We start from the raw sequence: 19,864 nt of genomic DNA on the forward strand, positions 1-19,864 counted from the left end.
CACGCTTGGATCAAACCCGCGCTTCGCCTCTTGACGCGAACCGCGCTGCTCCTGCGAGGTCTTGGGCGCGGTTCACGCCACGACTGCGTCGCGGAAATTCGAAGGTAGATGATTACTGACTCCCCTCACCTCTATCGGATCAACGGCATTCGCCTTGAGGTCGCCGAAGAAGTCATTCGAAACGCCCTTGCTGCGGCGAGCCAAGTTGAATCAAAAGGCCTTTCATCTGTCCTGTCCCTAGGGCATTTGGCTCACAGCACCGGGGTAAACTACGCGTATTTGCGTGACATCGTTACTCGCCACAAAGACCCATACTCCGATATTGTGATCCCAAGGCGCAATGGTCGAAATATGCGAGCAATTTCCTCGCCTGAGCCTTCCCTTCTTCATGTGCAGCAGTGGATCTTGACGCATATCCTTGACAGGATGCCAGTCGACAGATCAAGCTATGCATACTCGCGTGGCAGATCGATTAAGAAATGCGCCAGCCAGCACCTCGGCGCCAGCTGGCTTCTCAAGATGGACATCAGAAACTTCTTCGAGTCCATTGACGAGATCTCTGTTTATCGAATTTTCAGCACGGCTGGATATAGGCCTTTGCCGGCTTTGGAGCTCGCAAGGATCTGCACTAGGTATGCTGGCCACGTTGATCGAGATATGAGACGATTTCAAGTCGCCCCTGATAGCTATGTGCAGATTAGGGATTATGCGAAGCCTTACCTGGGTTTCGTGCCCCAGGGGGCGCCAACGAGCGGTGCAATTGCAAACCAGGTTGCTGCCCCGCTTGATAGGGAGCTTCGAAAAATTGCGGATCGGCATAGCCTCGTTTATACGCGCTACGCTGACGATATGACCTTTTCGTCAGGTGAATCATTTAATCGGAATCAAGTCCTGGCGATTATGAATCGGATTGGCAGGATAATTCAAAGAAGCGGGTTCACGGTGCACAGCCAGAAGACGCGGATTGTGCCACCTGGGGCGCGGAAGGTTGTTCTGGGTCTGCTTGTCGACGGGGAATCAGTTCGATTGACTAGGAAGATGCGACAGCGGATCTTGCTTCATGTGCGTGGTGTGGAAAGGTTTGGTTTTAAGGATCACGCAAGGCACACTAACTTCAGCTCCGTTGATGGCCTAATTCACCACGTCACTGGTCTCGTGGCGTATGCGTATGACATCGAGCCGGCCTGGGCTGATGATCTGATGCTACGTTGGGAAAACGCTGTTAGCGGGGAGCCGGAACTTAGTCTTCCATCGTTTGACCGCCGAGGCCAGGAAGTAGCGCTCAAGTAGGGGTGCGTGCTGCGATCGGTACTTCGCCACGCCGATGCGTCGCCACTGCTGTATTCCGCGGGACGGAGCTGAACCGTGCCCGAGGCCTGTCCCGACTACCAAGTGGGGCGGGCCCCTCACGACGAGCCGCGTCGCTCGGACAAAGAGCACGCTGCGAGGAATCCGTCGATCAAGGCCCTCGTAGAATTGTTCGTCCGGTCAGGCTCATCAGGGGCGAGGCCGACCTCCCGGCCACGTGCATCGAGAGCACGTCGGCGAGATACCTGGGACGCTCCGGGGGATGTGTGGTGAGGGCTGCTGGTGTCGTCCTCGGTGGATGGTTGCGAGCGTGTCGAGAAGGCTGGCGAAGGGAGTCCCGGGGACAACAGCGAATTGAGGTCTGCTTTGAAGGCGGGCAGGCTATTGGCGATGGCTCTTGCGGGTGGGGGCGCTGCGGATGTCAACGGAGTGGATGGCGAGGACCGTGCCATCACTGTCGACTGACACGGGCCCGTTCCAGTCCGGGTCCCATGTTATGAGCTGCTGGTGCTGCCAGTCGCGGTAGATCGTGTTCCTGTATTGGTCGAGGCGACCCTTGGCGAGGTCCTCGAAGAGGTCTGCATCGATGCCCGAGAAGGCCTCGATGCGGGTGTGATTGAGGCGGAACACGTGGTCGGTGCCGACGTATTGGCGGCCCGCCAGCTTGTAATGGGCGTCGTGAACGCTGTGGGTGGCGGCGTGTACGGCCTCGGTGAACCGCTCGTTCCCCTGGCGCGGCAGGAGGTAGCGGGCTGTGGTCGCGTCATGGCCGGCGAAGGCGCCCAGGGCTGCGGCGGCGGTACGCCCGAGGACCTGTTGGAACCACTCCAGGTGTTCGCCGTCGATGTGGCAACCGGAGGGAGTGTCGATTTTCGGCTGGTCCGTGTCGTCTTGGGGGACACGGATCCCAGGAAAGATGTTCTCCTGCTTGGTCGGGTGGTCGAGGTGGGTCTCCGGACGCGTCGATGCTCTGAGTCGGCCACCAGTGCCTTCGGCCTGCAGCATATGGATGCGCAGCGGTCCCTCGGGCGGCAGTTCGGTGCTGAACACCAGGGCGGGGGTCTCGTTCCACGGTCCGATGTGGACAGCTTCGACATGCACTGCGGCCGAGCTCAGCTGCGAGTGAGAAGCCGCAGGGCCGCTGTGGTTCCCCTTGACGGCGATTGGCACGGCGAGCGAGGCCTCGCCCGGCTTCCAGACCTCCGCGAAAAAGTCGGGCCGGTACGCATAGCCGACACTGCTGGGGGCGTCACCGAAGGGATTCCTCTTCCGGGCTGCGTCGGCGGAGGCGAGGACGAAGCCGGCCTTCAGGGCGATGTCGGCGGGAGTGAACGACACCATGTACCCAGGGTGCTGAAGCTGCAGCAGGCGACGTGCCACGGTCAAGGCTAGGGCCACGCCGAGCTCTTGGGACTGCAGTGCCTTGTAGTACCTGGCCGTCCTCATGCCCTCCTGCGTTATCCCGAAGAACCCCGTTTCGGGCCCGCCGAGGGCCTGGGTGTACTTCAAACAGGCCCAGTGCTCGGCCAGCCCGCGGCCGGCGCCGCGCTGGGACACGGCGATCGCGCGACCGAGTGTGTGCAGCACTTCCCAGAGCGAAGCCTCAAGGGGCAGCGTGCCACGGTCCGCGACCGCGTGGAGCTGGGGCTTGCGCCTCAGCGGCTCCATGTTCTTCTTCTCGCGCTTCGCGTCTTCATCTGCAGACGCAGCATCGACGAGACCTTCGAGCTCCGCGCTCGCATTGACAGCCAGGTTCGACGTGCTCGTGAGGACGGACAGTGGATCCTTGGCAGGCTTCACGCTTCCCCCAGCGTCGTACCGGCGGTTACTAGCGCAGGAGGCTAGCCGTCACGACGGGAGCGCGTGCAGGGTGCATGAAGGCGTGCTGGTGTACGTGTGAGTGCGCCGGGTGCTTTCCGGCCAGCTGATCGATCCGGACCCCGACTGCCCGGAGCGCCGGTATGGCGGACGCCCAGGGCTCGCTCCCTGCTGTCCGCCTACACCCCGCAGGTTGGGCAATGCGGTTCGGGCGGGGTGGCTGGCAGCCACCGGACCTCGCCGGTGCGTTGCAGATCGAAGGGCGGGGCGCAGTCGGGCTGCCGCCGCAGCGCAATGAGGGCGTGCTCTCCGGGGAGGCGCTGGTCGGTCTGGCCGAAGCCTTCGAGTATGGTCGCGACGGCGGCCTTCGCGGCGAACTGTCCGACCAGGTGGAGGTCAGAGCCGATAGCCGTCATGGGCCGGTGGCGGGTTCCTGTGCCATAGCCAGCGTCGAGGTCCGGTTCCGGGTCGAGGCTGTTGGCGTGTCGTAGCGCGTTGCGGCGGCAGACCAGACATCCGTGTTCGGCCCAAGGGCGAAGGCGCAGGATCTCCCCGATGGCGCCGTCTTGAAGGACGCAGGCGAGAACCGCTGTGCGGCCAGCGCGTCGCGTGAGGTGGCTGATCACTCGTCGGGGAGCCACACCGTCCGCGGCGCAGACGATGAGATTGGTGTTTGGTAGAAGGCTGCGCAGGTGATCGGCATGGGCCAGTACGTCCCAGGGGTGGCCTCGGAAGCGGGTGTCGGGGTACTTGGCCGTCAGCTCTTCCGTCAGGGCGTTGACCTTGAGGCGCCCGACTTGGCGGCTGGCGCTGGTGTGGCGGATGAGGTTGTGCCAGGCGAGGCGGTCTGGGTCGATGAGGGTGAGGCGGCCGATGCCGTAGCCGGCCAGGGCGTGGGCCGCGGCACTGCCGATGCTTCCTGTTCCGACCAGGGCAACGTGGGCGTCCTGCAGCTCCGATACCGGCCAGTGTTCTTGAAGCTGGGCGATGCCGGTTGTTGGTGCTTCGACCTGTGCGATGAGGGGCTGGGCGCCGTCGCGGGACACAGCCCAGGCGACGATGTCGGGAAGGTTCAGGCCGGGGAACGCCGCCTCGGGTTGATGGGCGCAGGTGAGCGCGATGTACGGGTCGGGGCCGGGAATCCTGAAGCCGCCCTTCAGCGACTCCTTGAAGACATCAAGGTTGAGTGCGGTGCCGCTACGGGCGCGGGTCTGGAGCCAGAGGACGTGGAGGAACGGGTCGACGCGGTACCACATCCCGTGCACGGTGCCGTCGACGCGGGTGAGAACGTGGTCGGTCGGTTCCAGAGGAACGGGTAGGACACTGCCGTCGTGGGTGGAGACCCCGGTGACGGCGCCGAACTCCTCCACGGTGTTACGGCGGACGACGACCTGGCCCCAGTTGCCGGCCTGCTGCAGCCGGTCGGCGGCCCGACGGGAGACGAGGATCATCACGACTGCTCGTGCTCCTCTGCGTCGGGTACCTCGACCGGTGCTGGCGGTTGGGCCAGAAGGTGGTCGTGTTGGGCGTCGTCGACGATGCCGTGGAGGGTCATCTGTTCGATGCCTCCGAGCTTTACGAGGGCGTACTCGACACGCCATGCCGCGGCCTTCAACAGGAGATCGGTGACGGACTCTCGGCCCGTCCAGGCGCTGTCTTCACGCAGCAAGCACAGGCTGCCGTCACCGTTGACGTGCCACTTTTCCTGGGTCCACTCCACGGCGAGGGGTTCCGGGTCGAGCGGGTAGATCAGTGGCGCGACCATGGGGTGTGCCTGGAAGTACGACAGGCGCACTCGCAGGCCCTCGGGGAACCACGCCTGCAGGGCTGGCGGCTCGGGGCGCGTGAACGGCCACCGGGGCAGGATGCCTTCCCAAGCGCCTGCTCCCTCGGGGTTCCAATCTAGCTCGGGGAACTGGCCTGTGATCTCTTCCTGGTCGCGGCGTAGACGTTGGGGTTCGGCATCCCACCAGGGCACGGGGACGATCGCTGGGAAGGGCGGCGGAGAGCTGGTCATCCCTGCGGAGCGTCCTTGACTGGGCGGGAGACGAGCAGGGCGGGCGCGCTACTGACCGCGGCGCTGGCCTTCTTGGCGGGGGCCGCCGGCGCGGGGAAGTTGTCGCCGAGGATCTGCTGCCACATGCGCTGGGCGCCATCGGTGTCACCGGCTGCGGCTGCGGCGCAGGCGCGGTCGGCAATGTCGGCGGCGTCGTCGAAGGCTGCGGCAAGACTGGGAGTGTTGAGGTCGGGCTGGATGGGGCCGCACAGGTTGGCGGGGTCGTGAACGCCTTGCTCACGGACGTGGACTGCCGCAGAGGTGAAGAAGGATTTGAGACCGTTGGCGCGGTTGCCGCCGGTGGGCAGGCAGTGCAGGGCGAGGACTTCCATGACGAGGGACTTCACTCGTCCGTCCACGGGAGCGGTCTGCCGCCAGTCCTTCAGGACGCGGACCATCGGACGGAAGTGACCCCACTCGGCCTGCCGGTCGGCGACCTTCGCGATCAGGTATTCGGGGTTGGCCGGGACCCAGACGTTGTTGAGCTTCTCGGGGATCAGCAGGCTGCCGTCGGCCTGGCGCAGGGCGGGCATCAGGTCGACGGTGAACGCGTCGGGGTCGTCGGGGTCATCCAGGAAGCACTTGATCGCGTGGTTGCGGGGGTCGGCGAGGCGGACCTCTTGGGCGAAGGTGCCGTGGGTGGCGCCGAGCAGCCGGTTGATCTGGCGGCGGGCGTGGTCGAGGGCGTCGGCGGCACTGTCGCCCGGGGTTCCCCAGTGCGGGTACAGCGAGGCGTCGTAGACCGCGATGACGTCGACGTCGTGGATGGGCTTGAGCTGGGTGCTGCGGCTGAGTGATCCGGAGCCGAATGCCTCGGTGACTTCCGACTCGCTGAGCAGGGCACGCTTGAATATGTCGCGCCGTTGTCGGGCGAGCTTGACCTGCTCGATGTCCTCGTTGACCGTGCGTTGGAACGCGTCGAAAGCCGCGTCGATCCCCATCGGTGCCTCCCCTACGGGCCGCGTCGTTCAGCCCGCGTGACCTTCCCACGGGCCCGCCATCGCGGTGGGGGCCCGGTCGGGCGAAGGCACCTCAGCTGCTCTGTCAACGAGGGTACGCCCGGCTACTGACAACGTGGGCCGCTGCGGACATCCCACCGGTCGGGCATGGGTCCCGTCGGCGGACCTGGGCGGTCAGGCGTTGATGTGGAAGGCAGGTTCGTAGGTGGTCGTGAGGTCTTCGTAGATCGTGGTGGGACGTAGCCCGTTCCATCGATGGCCCATTAGAACGGCCAGGCCCATCGGACATGCTTGGAAAAGGTGGATGCGTCCGGCGGACTGGTATCTGCGGCAGGTGCGACGGAGGTGGTCGCGGATCCCCAAGGCCAGGGCTGCGGCGGCGCGCCCGTCGGGGACGGAGTTGTCCCCAGAGCCGGTGGCGGGGCGGTAGACCAGGAGCCGGGCCACGGGCAGTGAGGCCTCGCGCAGGTAGTCCATGACGTCGTCGGTCGGGTCGGTGGCGACGGCGATCGCGACAGCCAAGTCGTTGCCCTGTCCGAACACATGCTCGGCGCAGTCGGGCGTCTGGGCGGTCGCGGCCTGAGTGGAGCACCAGACCTGGCCGCGCTGGCGCACCGCGACGTCGGTCCCCGTGACCATGCGGAACGCGGCACCGGCGAGGAAGGCCGGAGCCAGGCGGACCGTGCCGGTGAGGGCAACCGCCTGAGTGCCGGGCGGGAGGTGGCTTGGGGCAGCTTCGATGTCGTGCTGCAGTTCCTGCCAGGTGGCGGGCAGAGCCGGGTGGCGTTTGAGGAAGGGATCGTCGCCTTCGAAGCGATCCACCCAGTCCAGGGCGTAGTCGGCGTCCGCAGCTGCAGGGTCGGGGGCGAGGGTGGCGATGGACACCACGGCCCGGGCCGGCCCCTCAGCCTCTAGGTCCAAGTGCGCGATGGCGTCGAGGATGGTGTTGAGTTCGAGGCGGCGATGCCCGTCGAGGACCTGGCGGGCGACCCAGTCGATGCCGGCGTCGACCGCCTGCGGATCGGACCGCAGACCGGTTGCCATCATCAACAGGGCGAGCTGGTCGGGAACCTGCGCGGCATCGCGACCGACATCGAACCGCAACGTCTCCAGGAGCGCGCGTAGGTCAGGCTCCTGCACTTTGGCTACCGAGGCCCAGCGGGCACGGGCCTTTCCCTGAGCTGATCTTGGGCCGCCTCTTCCGGCCTTGGGCATCAGCAGCCCGGTTCGGCTGTCGCGCCCGGAGATCAGAGGGTCTCCGTGATCGGGGTAGCGGTTGGTGATCAGCACGAGGTCGGCCTGGGTGGCGTCGCTAGTGACCTTCCGCCACGATTCGGCGATCTTCTCCAAGATCGACGGGCCGCCGGAGTCGCTGAGGGCGCACAGGTAGTCCTCGCTGATCGGGGTAGCCGCGTCGACGGCGTACTTCACCTGGGCGTAGGTGTGGGGCGGGGCGGTTCGGTACAGCACTACGTCGTCGAGGTTTCCGGCGCCTGGGGCTTCGATCCCGACGGCCACCACCGGGTTCGCGTGTCCGAAACGGGCGTCGCGGACGGCGGTGACGCACCCGTGCCAGGCGATCGCCCATTGGTAACGGTCGCCAGCGATCCGGACTCCGGTCGCGCTGGGCGGGGGCAAAGATGACACCGGGTCTCCTGTTGATGCGGTGGGGTGCTCAAGTATCGCCTCGCACGGGCCAATCGATGCGACGTCTGAGCAGCCAGTTGGCGTCCCGCCCCACCTGCAGCTGCGCCGCTGGAGGTCATCAGCGGTACTAAAGGCGACGCACCCCAGTTCGAGATCAGCTTCGATCGCGATCAGGCGAGCCGGAAACAAGATGGGGCGAAGCCTCAGGTGTTCTTTCCGTTTTGGGCGAGGGTGTCGAGGAGGCGGGTGAGGGAGGTGCCGAGGCCCCAGCGGGTGGTGAGGGCTTCGAGGGTCATGGGGTCGAGGGGTTCGCGGGGGAGGGTGGGGTCGAAGGCGGGGAGGGGGACGTTGGTGGCGACGCGGACGACCGTTGGCGCGACGTCGAGGTAGGGGGCGGCTTCGAGGATGTTCTTGCGGCGGGCGGGGGTGAGCCTGGAGGCCGGGTCGGCGGCTGCGGCGCGGATGCCGGCGAGGTCGCCGTACTCGCGGATGAGTTGGGCGGCGGTCTTCTCGCCGATGCCCTTGACTCCCGGGAGGCCGTCGCTCGGGTCACCGCGCAGGGCGGCCATGTCGGCGTACTCGGCGCCGGTGACGCCGTACTTGTCGAGGAGGGCGGCCTCGGTGATGACCTCGGCGTTACCGACGCCCTTGATCGGGTAGATGACCTGGACGCCACGCGCGTCGTCGACGAGCTGGAAGAGGTCTCTGTCCCCTGTCACGATCAGGACGCGCGCGGGTTGGTAATCTGCAGTCTCCCGGTCGCCGGTGACGATCTGCACCGGCCCGGTGGCCCGGCCGGTGAGGGTGCCGATGACGTCGTCCGCCTCGTAGCCGGGGGAGCCGACCCGGGCGATGCCGAGGGCGTCCAGCACCTGCTCGATCACGGGGACCTGCGGGGCCAGCGTGTCGGGCACCTCCTCCTCGCCGTCCTCGGCGGCCTCGGCGACCCGGTGGGTCTTGTAGGAGGGGACGAGGTCCACCCGCCACTGCGGGCGCCAGTCGGCGTCCATGCAGGCCACCAACTGGTCGGGCCGGTGGTCGTGGACCAGCCGGGCGATGAAGTCCAGCAGGCCGCGGACGGCGTTGACCGGCTCGCCCTGCGGCGAGCGCAGGGTGTCCGGTACGCCGAAGTAGGCCCGGAAGTACAGGCTGGCGGAGTCGAGGAGCATCAGTCGCGGTGCGGTCACGTGTCAGATCATGCCGCACCGCGCTGACGGACGGGTGCCCTCAGTGCTCGTGCGGGCCGGCGCGGTGGACCGGGCCGTGGGAGTCGGCGCAGTGCTCGGCGGCGGAGTCGGACGGGGCGGCGATCTGCAGCAGCGCGCCGGCCTCGTCCTCGCCGACGTGGTCGACCTGGAGGGTGGAGTGGGTGATGCCGTACTCGTTGGCGAGCCGACGCTGCAGCGAGCGCCGCACCGCGTGGCAGTCGCCGCCCGGGGTGACCAGGATGTGCGCGGACAGCGCCGGCTGACCGGAGGTGATCTCCCAGATGTGCAGGTCGTGGACCTCCTCGACCAGCGGTTCGGTGACCATCCGGTCGGCGACCGTGTCCGGGTCGATCCCGGCGGGGGCGGCTTCCAGGAAGATCCGCCCGGAGTCCCGGACCAGGGCGATGCCGGCCTTGAGCATCAGCGCGACGACGATCAGCGAGGCGATGGCGTCGGCCCGGGCGAAGCCGGTGGTCAGCACGATCGCGCCGGCGACGGCGGTGGCGATGAAGGCGTACAGGTCGGTCAGGACGTGCTGGAAGGCGCCCTCGACGTTCAGCGAGCTGCGGTTGGCCTTGGACATGCACCAGGTGGCCGCGAGGTTGACCACGATCCCGATCAGCGCGGTGACCAGCACCAGTGATCCGGCGACCTCCGGCGGCTCGAACAGCCGGGTGACCGCCTCGTAGCCCAGCCAGGCCGACAGGACCAGCAGGGTGACGCCGTTGGCCTGGGCGGACAGGATCTCCGCGCGCTTGAGGCCGTAGGTGTAGCCGCCGCGGGCCGGGCGGGCGGCGAGTCGCATGGCGATCAGCGCGAGCGCGATCGAGGCGGCGTCGGTGAGCATGTGCGCCGCGTCCGAGATCAGGGCCAGGGACTGGGCGGCGAAGCCGACCGCGACCTCGCCGGCCATGAAGACGACGATCAGGGCGAGGGCGCCGAGCAGCCAGCGGCGGTCCGCGTCGGCGGACACGCCGTGCGAGTGGCCGCCGTGCCCACCGGACCCGTGCGCGTGCCCGCCGGACCCGTGCGCGTGCCCGTCGGGCCCGTGCCCACCCGCCCCGTGCGAGTGCTCGTGGTCATGCGCATGATCATCGTGCGAGTGCTCGTGCCCGGCCATGGAAGTCCTCTCTGGGTGCACGGGTGGGAAAGGGGGCGCGCCGCGACCGCCCCGCAACCGAAGTGAACCGCAGAATCGACAAAGATCCAAAGGCTGTACTGGTGACCGTTGTCGTTGCCGTTCGGAGGGGCGAACCCGGCGCAGGCCGCACCCCGCCGAACAGCCGAACCCCCCTGCCCCCGCGCCCAGTTGGGCTACCCCAGCACCAGCGCGTCGAGAACCGCCGCGGTGGCCGCCCGGACCAGCGCCCGCATCAGCCGCAGGTCGTCCCCCTGCTCGGGGTGCCACTGCACGCCGAGCGCGAACCCGGGGCCCTCCACCGCCTCCACCGTCCCGTCCGGCGCGTGGGCGCTCACCCGCAGGCCCGCCCCCACCCGGTCGACGGCCTGGTGGTGGAAGGTCGGCACCTCCAGCTCGCTCTCCGGCAGCAGCCCGCCCAGCAGCGTCCCGGGCACCGGCCGCACCGGGTGCGAGCCGTAGCGCCCGGGCGAGCCGCCGTGCACGTCCACCGCCACCACGTCCGGCAGGTGCTGCACCAGCGTCCCGCCGCACACCACGTTCAGGATCTGCATCCCCCGGCAGACCGCCAGCAGCGGCATCCCCGCCGCCAGCGCCGACCGCAGCAGCGCGACCTCCCAGGCGTCCCGCTCCGGCGAGTCCACCTCGGTCGCCGGATGGGCCGGCTCCCCGTAGTACGCCGGGTCGATGTCCGGCCCGCCCGCGACCACCAGGGCGTCCAGCCGGGCCAGCACCTCCGGGGCGCGCTCGGGGGCGTCCGGCGGCAGCAGGACCGCGATCCCGCCGGAGTCCCGGATCTGCGCCGTGTACCGCTCGGGCAGCAGGGCCACCCGGCGGCCCCGCCAATCGCTCCAGCTCGCGTCCACCAGGTAGGTGCTGACGCCGATCAAAGGCCTGCGATCCATGGCGCGCATTCTCCCCCCGAACCTCCTGATCCACCGTCAGCCACGCGCGTCGGCGCGCCACGGGCGTCCGACACCCACCCGCCCTCTTCCGCCCCGCGAGTCGCAGGCCGTACGGTTCGCTGTGACCGCTTGATCTCGAAGAGTGATCGAGGAGGAGGGTTCGGCCATGTCCGAAACGCCCGAACAGGCCGCCGCGGGCTCGCCGCCCCGGCCACCGCTGACCCTGGACGGGCTGCGCACCCTGGTGGACGCCGGCGAGGTGCACACCGTCGCACTCGCCTTCACCGACATGCAGGGCCGGCTCCAGGGCAAGCGCTTCGCCGCCCGGTTCTTCCTGGACGAGGTCGCCGAGCACGGCGCCGAGGCCTGCGACTACCTGCTCGCCGTCGACGTCGACCTGAACACCGTGGACGGCTACGCCTTCTCCTCCTGGGCCACCGGCTACGGCGACTTCGCGATGCGCCCCGACCTCGCCACCCTGCGGCTGACCCCCTGGCAGCCCGGCACCGCCCAGGTCACCGCCGACCTGGCCCGGCACGGCGGCCACCCGGTGGACGCCGCCCCGCGCCAGCTGCTGCGCCGCCAGATCGCCCGGCTCGCCGAGTACGGCCTGGCCGCCGACATCGGCACCGAGCTGGAGTTCCTGGTCTTCCGCGACACCTACGAGCAGGCCTGGCTGGGCGGCTACCGCGGACTGACGCCGGCGAACCTCTACAACGTGGACTACTCGATGCTGGGCACCGCCCGGGTCGAGCCGCTGCTGTCCCGGATCCGCACCGAGATGGCCGGCGCCGGCCTGGTGGTGGAGTCCGCCAAGGGGGAGTGCAACCTCGGCCAGCACGAGATCGCCTTCCGCTACGCCGACGCCCTCACCACCTGCGACCAGCACAGCGTCTACAAGACCGGCGCGAAGGAGATCGCCGCCCAACTCGGCTGCGCGCTCACCTTCATGGCCAAGTACGACGAACGCGAGGGCAACAGCTGCCACATCCACCTCTCGCTGCGCGACGCCGTCGGTGCCCCCGCCTTCGCCGACCGGGACGGCCGGATGACCGACACCATGCGGCACTTCCTGGCGGGCCAGCTGGTCGCGCTGCGCGAGTTCAGCCTGCTGTACGCGCCGAACATCAACTCCTACAAGCGCTACCGCCCGGGCTCCTTCGCCCCGACCGCCGTCGCCTGGGGCCGGGACAACCGCACCTGCGCCTACCGGGTGGTCGGCCACGGCCCCGGCCTGCGGATGGAGAACCGGGTGCCCGGCGGCGACGTCAACCCGTACCTCGCGGTGGCCGGCATGATCGCGGCCGGCCTGCACGGGCTGCAGCGCAAGCTGGAGCTGCCCGCGCCCTGCCTCGGCAACGCGTACGCGGTCGAGGAGTACGCCCGGGTGCCCGGATCGCTGCGCGAGGCGGCCGGGGCGTGGGCGGACAGCGCCCTGGCCCGCGAGGCCTTCGGCGGCGACGTGGTGGAGCACTACCTGAACATGGCCCGGGTCGAGCAGGCCGCCTACGACGGGGCGGTCACCGACTGGGAGCGCTACCGATCCTTCGAACGGATGTGACCCGTGACCGAGCCGAACGCCCCCGCCACGAGCCCCGACGGCGCCGCGAGCCCCGACGGATCCGCCGGCCCCGGGCCCGCCGCCGGCCCCGACGGCGCCGTGAGCACCGTCCGCAACCCCGCCACCGGCGAGGTGATCGCCACCGTCCCCGACACCACCCCCGAGCAGCTGGACACGGCCGTCCGGCGGGCGGCGAGGGCCCAGGCCCGCTGGGCCGCCCTGGCCCCCGGCGAACGCGCCCGGCTGCTGCGCCGGTTCGCCGACCAGGTCGAGGTGCACGTGCCCGAGCTGGCCGCCCTGGAGGTGGGCGAGGCCGGGCACACCCTGGCCGACGCCCACTGGGAGGCCGGCAACGTCCGGGACCTGCTGGAGTACGCCGCCGGGGGAGTGGAACGGCTGACCGGCCGGCAGATCCCGGTGCCCGGCGGCCTGGACGTGACCTTCCACGAGCCGGTCGGCCTGGTCGGGGTGATCGCGCCGTGGAACTACCCGATGCCGATCGCCGCCTGGGGCTTCGCCCCCGCGCTGGCCGCGGGCAACGCCGTCCTGCTCAAGCCCGCCGAACTCACCCCGCTGACCGCCCTGCGGCTGGCCGAACTCGCCCTCGCCGCGGGCCTGCCCGAGGGCCTGTTCCAGGTCGTCCCCGGGGCGGGCGCCACCACCGGCCGGGCCCTGGTGGACCACCCGGCCGTCGGCAAGATCGCCTTCACCGGCTCGACCGTCGTCGGCAAGGAGGTCGCCGCCCGCTGCGCCGCCCGCGCCAAGCGGGTCACCCTGGAGCTCGGCGGCAAGAGCCCCAACATCGTCTTCGCCGACGCCGACCTGGCCCGCGCCGCCGACCCGGTGTCCTTCGTCGGCAACAGCGGCCAGGACTGCTGCGCCCGCAGCCGGATCCTGGTCCAGCGCGAGGTGTACGAGGACTTCCTCGCCCTGCTGCTGCCCGCCGTCGACGCCCTGCGCACCGGCGACCCGACTGACCCGCAGACCCAGCTCGGCCCGCTGATCTCGGCCGCCCAGGTCCGCCGGGTGGCCTCCTACCTCACCCCCGACCTGCCGGTGCTGGCCCGCGGCAAGGTCCCGGAGGGCCCCGGCTACTGGTACCCGCCGACGGTGATCGCCCCCGAGGACCCGCAGGTCCCGGCCGTCACCGAGGAGATCTTCGGGCCGGTCGCCGCCGTCCTGCCGTTCACCGACGAGGCTGACGCGCTGCGGCTGGCCAACGCCACCCGCTACGGCCTGTCCGGCTCGATCTGGACCCGGGACGTCGGCCGGGCGCTGCGCCTGGCCCGGGGCGTGCGGGCGGGCAACCTGTCGGTCAACTCGCACTCCTCGGTGCGCTACTGGACGCCCTTCGGCGGCTTCGGCGAGTCCGGGGTGGGCCGCGAGCTGGGGCCGGACGCGCTGCGCCACTTCACCGAGACCAAGAACGTCTTCATCCACAGCGAGGAGTGACAGCCCGATGAGCGAGAAGCACGCCGCGCGGGACGGCGCCGTCTGCCGCCGGCTGGTCGGCCGTACCGCCGTGGTCACCGGCGCGGGCAGCGGGATCGGCCTGGCCGCCTCCCGCCGGCTCGCCTCGGAGGGGGCGAAGGTGGTCTGCGCCGACCTCGACGAGGAGACCGGGCGGGCCGCCGCCAAGGAGGTCGGCGGACTGTTCGTGCACACCGACGTCACCGACCCGTACATGGTCGAGGCGCTGTTCGACGAGGCCTACGAGACGTACGGCAGCGTGGACGTCGCGTTCAACAACGCGGGCATCTCGCCGCCCGAGGACGACTCGATCCTGACCACCGGCCTGGACGCCTGGCGCAGGGTCCAGGAGGTCAACCTGACCTCGGTCTACCTGTGCTGCAAGGCCGCGCTGCCGTACATGCGCCGGCACGGGCGGGGCTCGATCATCAACACCGCCAGTTTCGTGGCCCGGATGGGAGCGGCCACCTCGCAGATCTCCTACACCGCCTCCAAGGGCGGGGTGCTGGCGATGTCCCGCGAGCTGGGCGTGCAGTTCGCCCGGGAGGGGATCAGGGTCAACGCGCTCTCGCCCGGGCCGGTGGACACCCCGCTGCTGCGCGAGCTGTTCGCCGCGGACCCGGAGCGGGCCGCCCGCCGGCTGGTGCACATCCCGCTCGGCCGGTTCGCCCGGGCCGAGGAGATCGCCGCCGCGGTGGCCTTCCTGGCCAGCGACGACTCCTCGTTCATCACGGCGAGCGAGTTCCTGGTGGACGGCGGCATCTCCGGGGCGTACGTGACCCCGCTGTAGAACCCGCCCGCGGACCCCCAGCGGCGGACGCCCAGCCGCGGACGCCCGGCCGCGGACACCCGCCCCGGACACCCCTCCCGCGGACCCCCTCCGCGCGGGCGCGCCGGGGTTCTCACCGGAATCTCATCGAAAACGTCGGGAATTCCCGGCTGCGCTGATTTCGCGTTTATCCGGGTGCCTTTAGATTCTCTACCGTGAGCGAGCAGATTCCCGCCGGGTGGTACCCGGACCCCAAGAACACCACCGGCGACCCGCGGCCGCAGCGGTGGTGGGACGGCAAGGGCTGGACGGCCGACACCCGGCCCGCACCCTCGGACGCCCCGGCGCCGGACGCTCCGCAGGCGGAGCGCCCGGCGGCCGCGGACCCGGGGCCGGGAGCGGCCGAGCAGCCCAGGGTGCTGGAGGGCGAGGTGCTGGAGAGCGGCCCGACCGTCCGCTACCCGGAGCCGCCGCCGTTCGGCACCGCCTACGGCGCGCCCGCCGCGCCGCCGCGCAAGGCCCGCCGCAAGCCCTCCAAGCTGGCGCTGGCCACCACCGTGGCCGCCCTGCTGGGCCTGGGCGCCGGCTCGGGGATCACCTACCTCGCGATGGACGGCCACGGGGACCGCGCCCCGCACAGCGCCCGCCCGGCCCCGCAGGGCGGCTACGGCCCGTGGGACGGCCTGCCGGGCTTCGGCGACCCGGGCAACGGCAACGGCGGCGACAGCGGCAACGGCGACAGCAGCAACGGCGGGAGCGGCAAGGGCGGCAGCGGGAAGGGCGGCAACGGCGGCAACGGGAAGGGCGGCAACGGCGGCAGGACCAGTCCGAGCGCCGACCAGGCGGTCGACGTGGCCAACCGGCTCGTCGTGCCGGTCCCGGACGGCTGGGAGGGCGGGACCACCAAGGACGGCTTCGCCGCGCTCACCGTCGGCTCGTACACCTGCGCGGACGGCAAGGGCAGCTGCTCGCTCGGCGGTGTGAACACCGGCCGGGTCGACGGCGCCGGCACGGACGCCCAGGCGGCGGCCAAGACCGACATCGCGGCGGCGGCCAAGGACGCGTACGGCGACATCACCGGGCACCAGGAGCTCAAGTCCGAGGCCGTGAAGGTCAACGGCCAGGACGGCTACCTGGTCCGCTGGAAGGTGGACGCGCCCAAGGGCAACAACGGCTACGTGCAGAGCGTGGTCTTCCCGTCCGCCGACGGGAAGTCGCTGGTCTCGGTGCACTTCGGCTTCGACATCGCCGACAAGTCGCCGGACGTCGCGGTGATGGACACCATCGTCAAGGGCATCACCGACTTCAAGGGCAAGCTGCCGAGCGTCCCCGGGCTCCCCGGGACGGGCTCCGGTTCGGGCTCCGGCGGAGGCACCGGCGGCACCACCACCTGAGCCCGCGCTCACCCGAGCCCCGCGCTCCTCACACGGCGGCGGCCCACCCGGGAGGGAACCCTCCGGGTGGGCCGCCGCCGTTCGCCGTCACGCAGGGTGGGGCGCGGGGTGGTGTCACGGGACCGGGCCGGGCGGGGGAGTGACCGGCCCGGTCCCGCGCCCGGCGTCAGGAGTCGCGTCGAACAGCCTCGACGCGACGGCGCCGGAGCACCATGCCGGCCCAGCCGACGCTGATCGCGGCGGCGCCCGCGAGTAGCAGCGGGCCGGTGGCGGAGGTGCCGCCCACGGCCGCCGAGGCGGTCGGGATCACCTGGCCGGCGGGGGAGTTCGGGTCCCCGCCGTGGCCGTGGTGGGCGACGGTGGACTTGGACGCGTCGGCGGCGATCTGGGCGTCGCTGGGCGCGGCCGGGGCCTGGGCGGCGAGCGCGGACACGGCGGTGGTGGAGGAGCCGAAGTCCACGTCGGAGCAGGCGTAGAAGGCCTCCGGGCTGTCGCTGCGCTGCCACACCGTGTACAGGACCTGGCGGCCGGTGCGCTGCGGCAGGGTGCCGGAGTAGCTGTAGGAACCGTTGACGGCGTTGCGGTCGACCTGCACCTTGGCCACCGGCGTCGAGTCGAGGTCCGACCACTTCAGCGGCTTGGTGGGGTCGTAGCCCGCCTTGGTGATGTAGACGGTCTGGGTGCCGACGTGCGGCGCGGTGGTGCGGAACTGGAAGGTGAAGGCGCCGGGCTTGACGGCGGTGGCCGGCCAGTCGGTGCGCGGCCAGTCCAGCGCCGCGTACTTGTCGCGGTTGGCCGAGCAGAGCTTGCCGTCCGGGATCAGGGCCTGGGAGTTGCCGTTGGCGTTGGCGATGTTGACCTCGTTCCAGTCGTAGAGCGGCTGGGTGCCGCTCGCGGCGACGAGGTCCTTGCAGACCTGGGACACCGGGTGCTCGGGGCCCTCGGCGTAGCAGGCGGCGACCCGGCTGACGGGGTTGGTCATCGTGCCGTGGGCGCTGGCGGTACCGGCGGTGGCACCGGCCACCGCGACGACCGCGGCGCCGATCACGCCGACGGACAGGGCGGTTCGCTTGATGGACATGGGGTGGGGACTCCTTGACCGTCGTTCCGGGCGAGTGGGGGAGGACCGGGCACGCCTGCCCGTTCGGGAGCCGCCGGCCCGGCGCGCGGCTCCCGGCCGAAGCGTAGGATTGGTCTGGACCAGAAGGCAATAGCCGCGCGTGCTGTGCTTGTTGACGGACTGTAGGCCCCCGAGCAGCACAAAGGCCCGACGGGCGGCCGTGGTTAGCCGTTCCATCGGGCCCCGTTAAGGCTCCGGAAAGGTTCAGAAGTTCAGGCTGCCGTTGATCGTGTGGGCCTGGACCACCTTGCCGTGGATCCTGGCGTTTCCGCTGATCTCGTTGTGCACCGTGCCGCCCGCCTGCTCGGGCTGTTCCGGTGCGAACTCCGCCAGGATCGCCTGGAGTTCGGCCACCATGGCCGGGTCCCTCTCCAGTAGCCGGCGCAGCTTCGGCTCCCACTCGCCCCGCGCGCTCAGGGCGGCGGACTCGCGGCCGTCCTCCGGCACCGCGGCCAGCTCGGCCCGGGTCTCGTCCAGCTCTTCCGAGATCGATTCGGCCCGGCGACCGAACATCGACGCAACGCGCGGCTTCACCCGGTCCCAGGCCGAGGTGACCATGAGCCCGGCCAGGGCGGCCGCGCCCCTCGTGGCAATGTCCGTGAGTTCGGGGTCCATGCTGCTCCCTTGTCGTGCCGCAGTGTCGCCACCACGGTAGGGCAGAGGCGGACGAAGCGTCAGAGGAACGTCTTCCCCTCGCCCCGGTACGTCGGGACCGTCCGCACGACCTTGTCGCCCTCGACCAGGTGCAGCTCGGCGAAGCGCTCGCACAGCTCGCCGGCCTTGGCGTGCCGGAACCAGACCCGGTCGCCGATCAGCAGGTCGTCCGCGGCCGGGCCGAGCAGCGGGGTCTGCACCTCCCCGGCGCCCTCCATCGGGTCGTAGCGCAGCCCGGCCGGCAGGTACGGCACCGGGGAGCGGTCCGGGCCGGCCGCGCCGGAGGCCGGGTAGCCGCCGCCGAGCACGGTCACCACGCCGAGGCCGGGGCGGCGCACCACCGGCTGGCCGAACAGCGCGGCCGGGCGGCCCCGGAAGGCGCGGTAGTTGTCGAACAGCTGCGGCTGGTACAGCCCGGAGCCGGCCGCCACCTCGGTGACGGCGCGCTCGGCCACGGTGGACTCCACGCTGCCGGTGCCGCCGCCGTTGACGAACTCCAGGTCGGCCACCTGGCGCAGCCGCCTGACCGCCGCCGCGCGCCGCTGGGCCAGCTCGGTCCGGGACCTGGCCTGCATCAGCCGGACCAGCTGCGAGCGCACCGGCCGTCCGGGCACCCGGTCGCCCACCCCGGCGACGTGCCCCTCGTACGCCATCAGGCCGACCACCCGGAAGCCCCGGCGGCGCTGGACGAGTTCGGCGAAGGCGCCGAGGTCCTCGGGGGTGCGCAGCGGCGAGCGCCGGGCGCCCACCCGGACCCGGCCGCCGAGCAGGTGCAGGGAGGTGTCCAGCTCCAGGCAGACCCGCACCTCGGCGTCGCCGGCGCGGGCCTCGTCGATCAGGTCCAGCTGGGCCGGGTCGTCCAGCACGACGGTGATCTCGCGGGCGGCCTCCGGGTCGGCGGTCAGCTCGGCGAAGCCGGCCCGGTCGGCGGAGGGGTAGGCGAGCAGGACGTCGCGGATGCCGGTGCGGGCCAGCCAGAGCGACTCGTCCAGGGTGAAGCTCATCACCCCGAGGAAGCCGTCCACGGCCAGGGCCCGCTCCAGCAGTGCCCGGCAGCGGAGCGACTTGCTGGCCAGCCGGATCGGCTTGCCGCCCGCCCGGCGGACCAGGTCGGCGGCGTTCGCGTCGAACGCGGCGAGGTCCACGACGGCCACCGGCCCGTCCAGGTGGGCGGTGGCGCGGTCGTACCGGAGGCGGTCGGAGACCGGGGCGGCTGCGGCGGCGGGCGCGTCGAGGATCACCATGGGCGCAGGGTGCCACACCGCGCTACCCGTGGGTAGGCCCCGCGTACGGGGAACGTGCGGGGAAATGGGGCCGCTCGGGGGCGGTGGCATAGGGTCGGCCGGGTGGACCGCAAAGACTTCTCCAACCCGGCGTTCGTGGACAAGAACATCCCGAACCCCGGCTTCTCCGACGACGACGGCACCGTCGACCCGGCGCTCGCCGAGGCCCTCGACCGCTGGTCGCGGGACCGCTCGGCCGAGCCGGAGGTGCTGGCGGCGCTGACCCCCTCCCGGCTGATGGTCCCGATCGTCGCGATCCTCGGCGAGGTCGAGGTGAGCCCGGACGGGCACCGGCACGAGAAGACCAGCGACATGGCCGTCCCGGTGCTGGAGGCCCCGGACGGGCGCCGCGCGCTGCCGGCCTTCACGTCCCTCGACGCGCTCACCCGCTGGCGCGCCGACGCCCGCCCGGCGCCGACGGCGGCCCCGCAGGCCGCGATGGTCGCCTACTCGGAGCGGGCCGACACCCTGCTGATCGGCACGTCGGGGCCTCCGATCGGCCCGCCGGTGGCCGTCCACTCGGTGGTGCGGCGCAGCTCCCGGCCGTCCCCGTCGACCACGGACATTCCGAGCA

At 70.7% G+C, this 19,864-nt stretch carries 17 protein-coding genes; 6 read left to right on the forward strand and 11 right to left on the reverse strand.

Translation table 11 applies throughout. The annotated features are described in order from the left end of the window. Positions 1-108: 108 nt before the first annotated feature. Complete coding sequence (locus tag AB0E96_RS22930; protein WP_359826656.1) at positions 109-1,290, forward strand: reverse transcriptase family protein; 1,182 nt, start codon at positions 109-111, stop codon at positions 1,288-1,290. 399 nt (positions 1,291-1,689) lie between these two features. Here AB0E96_RS22930 and AB0E96_RS22935 read toward each other — a convergent pair whose 3' ends face one another. The 8 genes from AB0E96_RS22935 to AB0E96_RS22970 all read right to left on the reverse strand — a co-directional run bounded on the left by AB0E96_RS22935 (position 1,690) and on the right by AB0E96_RS22970 (position 11,039). Then, positions 1,690-3,108 (reverse strand): hypothetical protein, encoded by a 1,419-nt coding sequence (locus AB0E96_RS22935; RefSeq protein ID WP_359826658.1) that lies wholly within the window; start codon positions 3,106-3,108, stop codon positions 1,690-1,692. Positions 3,109-3,305: 197 nt separating this feature from the next. Next, complete coding sequence (locus AB0E96_RS22940) at positions 3,306-4,577, reverse strand: ThiF family adenylyltransferase (RefSeq protein WP_359826689.1); 1,272 nt, start codon at positions 4,575-4,577, stop codon at positions 3,306-3,308. Then, positions 4,577-5,143 carry a hypothetical protein gene (locus AB0E96_RS22945; RefSeq protein WP_359826661.1) on the reverse strand — a complete coding sequence of 189 codons (567 nt, stop codon included), beginning with the start codon at positions 5,141-5,143 and terminating at the stop codon, positions 4,577-4,579. Before AB0E96_RS22945 ends, AB0E96_RS22940 begins: the two co-directional genes overlap by 1 nt. Beyond that, complete coding sequence (locus AB0E96_RS22950) at positions 5,140-6,123, reverse strand: hypothetical protein (RefSeq protein WP_359826663.1); 984 nt, start codon at positions 6,121-6,123, stop codon at positions 5,140-5,142. Before AB0E96_RS22950 ends, AB0E96_RS22945 begins: the two co-directional genes overlap by 4 nt. 192 nt (positions 6,124-6,315) lie before the next feature. Next, positions 6,316-7,788: an SAVED domain-containing protein gene (locus AB0E96_RS22955; RefSeq protein ID WP_359826665.1), complete on the reverse strand. Its 1,473-nt coding sequence runs from the start codon at positions 7,786-7,788 to the stop codon at positions 6,316-6,318. A gap of 203 nt (positions 7,789-7,991) precedes the next feature. After that, positions 7,992-8,957, reverse strand: a complete 966-nt coding sequence (locus AB0E96_RS22960; protein ID WP_359826691.1) for a 5'-3' exonuclease — start codon at positions 8,955-8,957, stop codon at positions 7,992-7,994. A gap of 58 nt (positions 8,958-9,015) precedes the next feature. Further along, positions 9,016-10,116 carry a cation diffusion facilitator family transporter gene (locus tag AB0E96_RS22965; protein ID WP_359826668.1) on the reverse strand — a complete coding sequence of 367 codons (1,101 nt, stop codon included), beginning with the start codon at positions 10,114-10,116 and terminating at the stop codon, positions 9,016-9,018. Positions 10,117-10,310: 194 nt separating this feature from the next. Beyond that, positions 10,311-11,039, reverse strand: coding sequence for a gamma-glutamyl-gamma-aminobutyrate hydrolase family protein (locus tag AB0E96_RS22970; RefSeq protein WP_359826670.1), 729 nt, complete (start codon positions 11,037-11,039; stop codon positions 10,311-10,313). 166 nt (positions 11,040-11,205) lie between these two features. Here AB0E96_RS22970 and AB0E96_RS22975 point away from each other — a divergent pair, with 166 nt between their 5' ends. From AB0E96_RS22975 to AB0E96_RS22990, 4 genes are all read left to right on the forward strand, one after another. Beyond that, entirely contained in the window at positions 11,206-12,600 is a 1,395-nt protein-coding gene (locus AB0E96_RS22975; RefSeq protein WP_359826672.1) for a glutamine synthetase family protein, read from the forward strand. Between the two features lie 99 nt (positions 12,601-12,699). Further along, entirely contained in the window at positions 12,700-14,052 is a 1,353-nt protein-coding gene (locus tag AB0E96_RS22980) for an aldehyde dehydrogenase family protein (protein WP_359826694.1), read from the forward strand. A gap of 7 nt (positions 14,053-14,059) precedes the next feature. Then, entirely contained in the window at positions 14,060-14,860 is an 801-nt protein-coding gene (locus AB0E96_RS22985) for a 3-oxoacyl-ACP reductase (protein ID WP_359826675.1), read from the forward strand. A 194-nt stretch (positions 14,861-15,054) separates the two neighbouring features. After that, on the forward strand, positions 15,055-16,233 hold the full coding sequence (locus AB0E96_RS22990; protein WP_359826677.1) for a DUF2510 domain-containing protein: 1,179 nt from the start codon (positions 15,055-15,057) through the stop codon (positions 16,231-16,233). Between the two features lie 166 nt (positions 16,234-16,399). On the opposite strand, the gene AB0E96_RS22995 is transcribed toward AB0E96_RS22990, so the two are convergent. The 3 genes from AB0E96_RS22995 to AB0E96_RS23005 all read right to left on the reverse strand — a co-directional run bounded on the left by AB0E96_RS22995 (position 16,400) and on the right by AB0E96_RS23005 (position 19,251). Beyond that, on the reverse strand, positions 16,400-17,314 hold the full coding sequence (locus AB0E96_RS22995) for a lytic polysaccharide monooxygenase (protein WP_359826680.1): 915 nt from the start codon (positions 17,312-17,314) through the stop codon (positions 16,400-16,402). 243 nt (positions 17,315-17,557) lie between these two features. Then, entirely contained in the window at positions 17,558-17,968 is a 411-nt protein-coding gene (locus tag AB0E96_RS23000) for a hypothetical protein (protein ID WP_359826682.1), read from the reverse strand. A 59-nt stretch (positions 17,969-18,027) separates the two neighbouring features. Beyond that, entirely contained in the window at positions 18,028-19,251 is a 1,224-nt protein-coding gene (locus AB0E96_RS23005) for an amino acid deaminase/aldolase (protein WP_359826684.1), read from the reverse strand. Between the two features lie 102 nt (positions 19,252-19,353). Here AB0E96_RS23005 and AB0E96_RS23010 point away from each other — a divergent pair. Beyond that, a partial coding sequence (locus tag AB0E96_RS23010) for an SseB family protein (RefSeq protein ID WP_359826687.1) occupies positions 19,354-19,864 on the forward strand: 511 nt, incomplete at its 3' end.

The sequence above is a fragment of the Kitasatospora sp. NPDC036755 genome (assembly GCF_040636595.1).
Taxonomy (GTDB): Bacteria; Actinomycetota; Actinomycetes; order Streptomycetales; family Streptomycetaceae; genus Kitasatospora.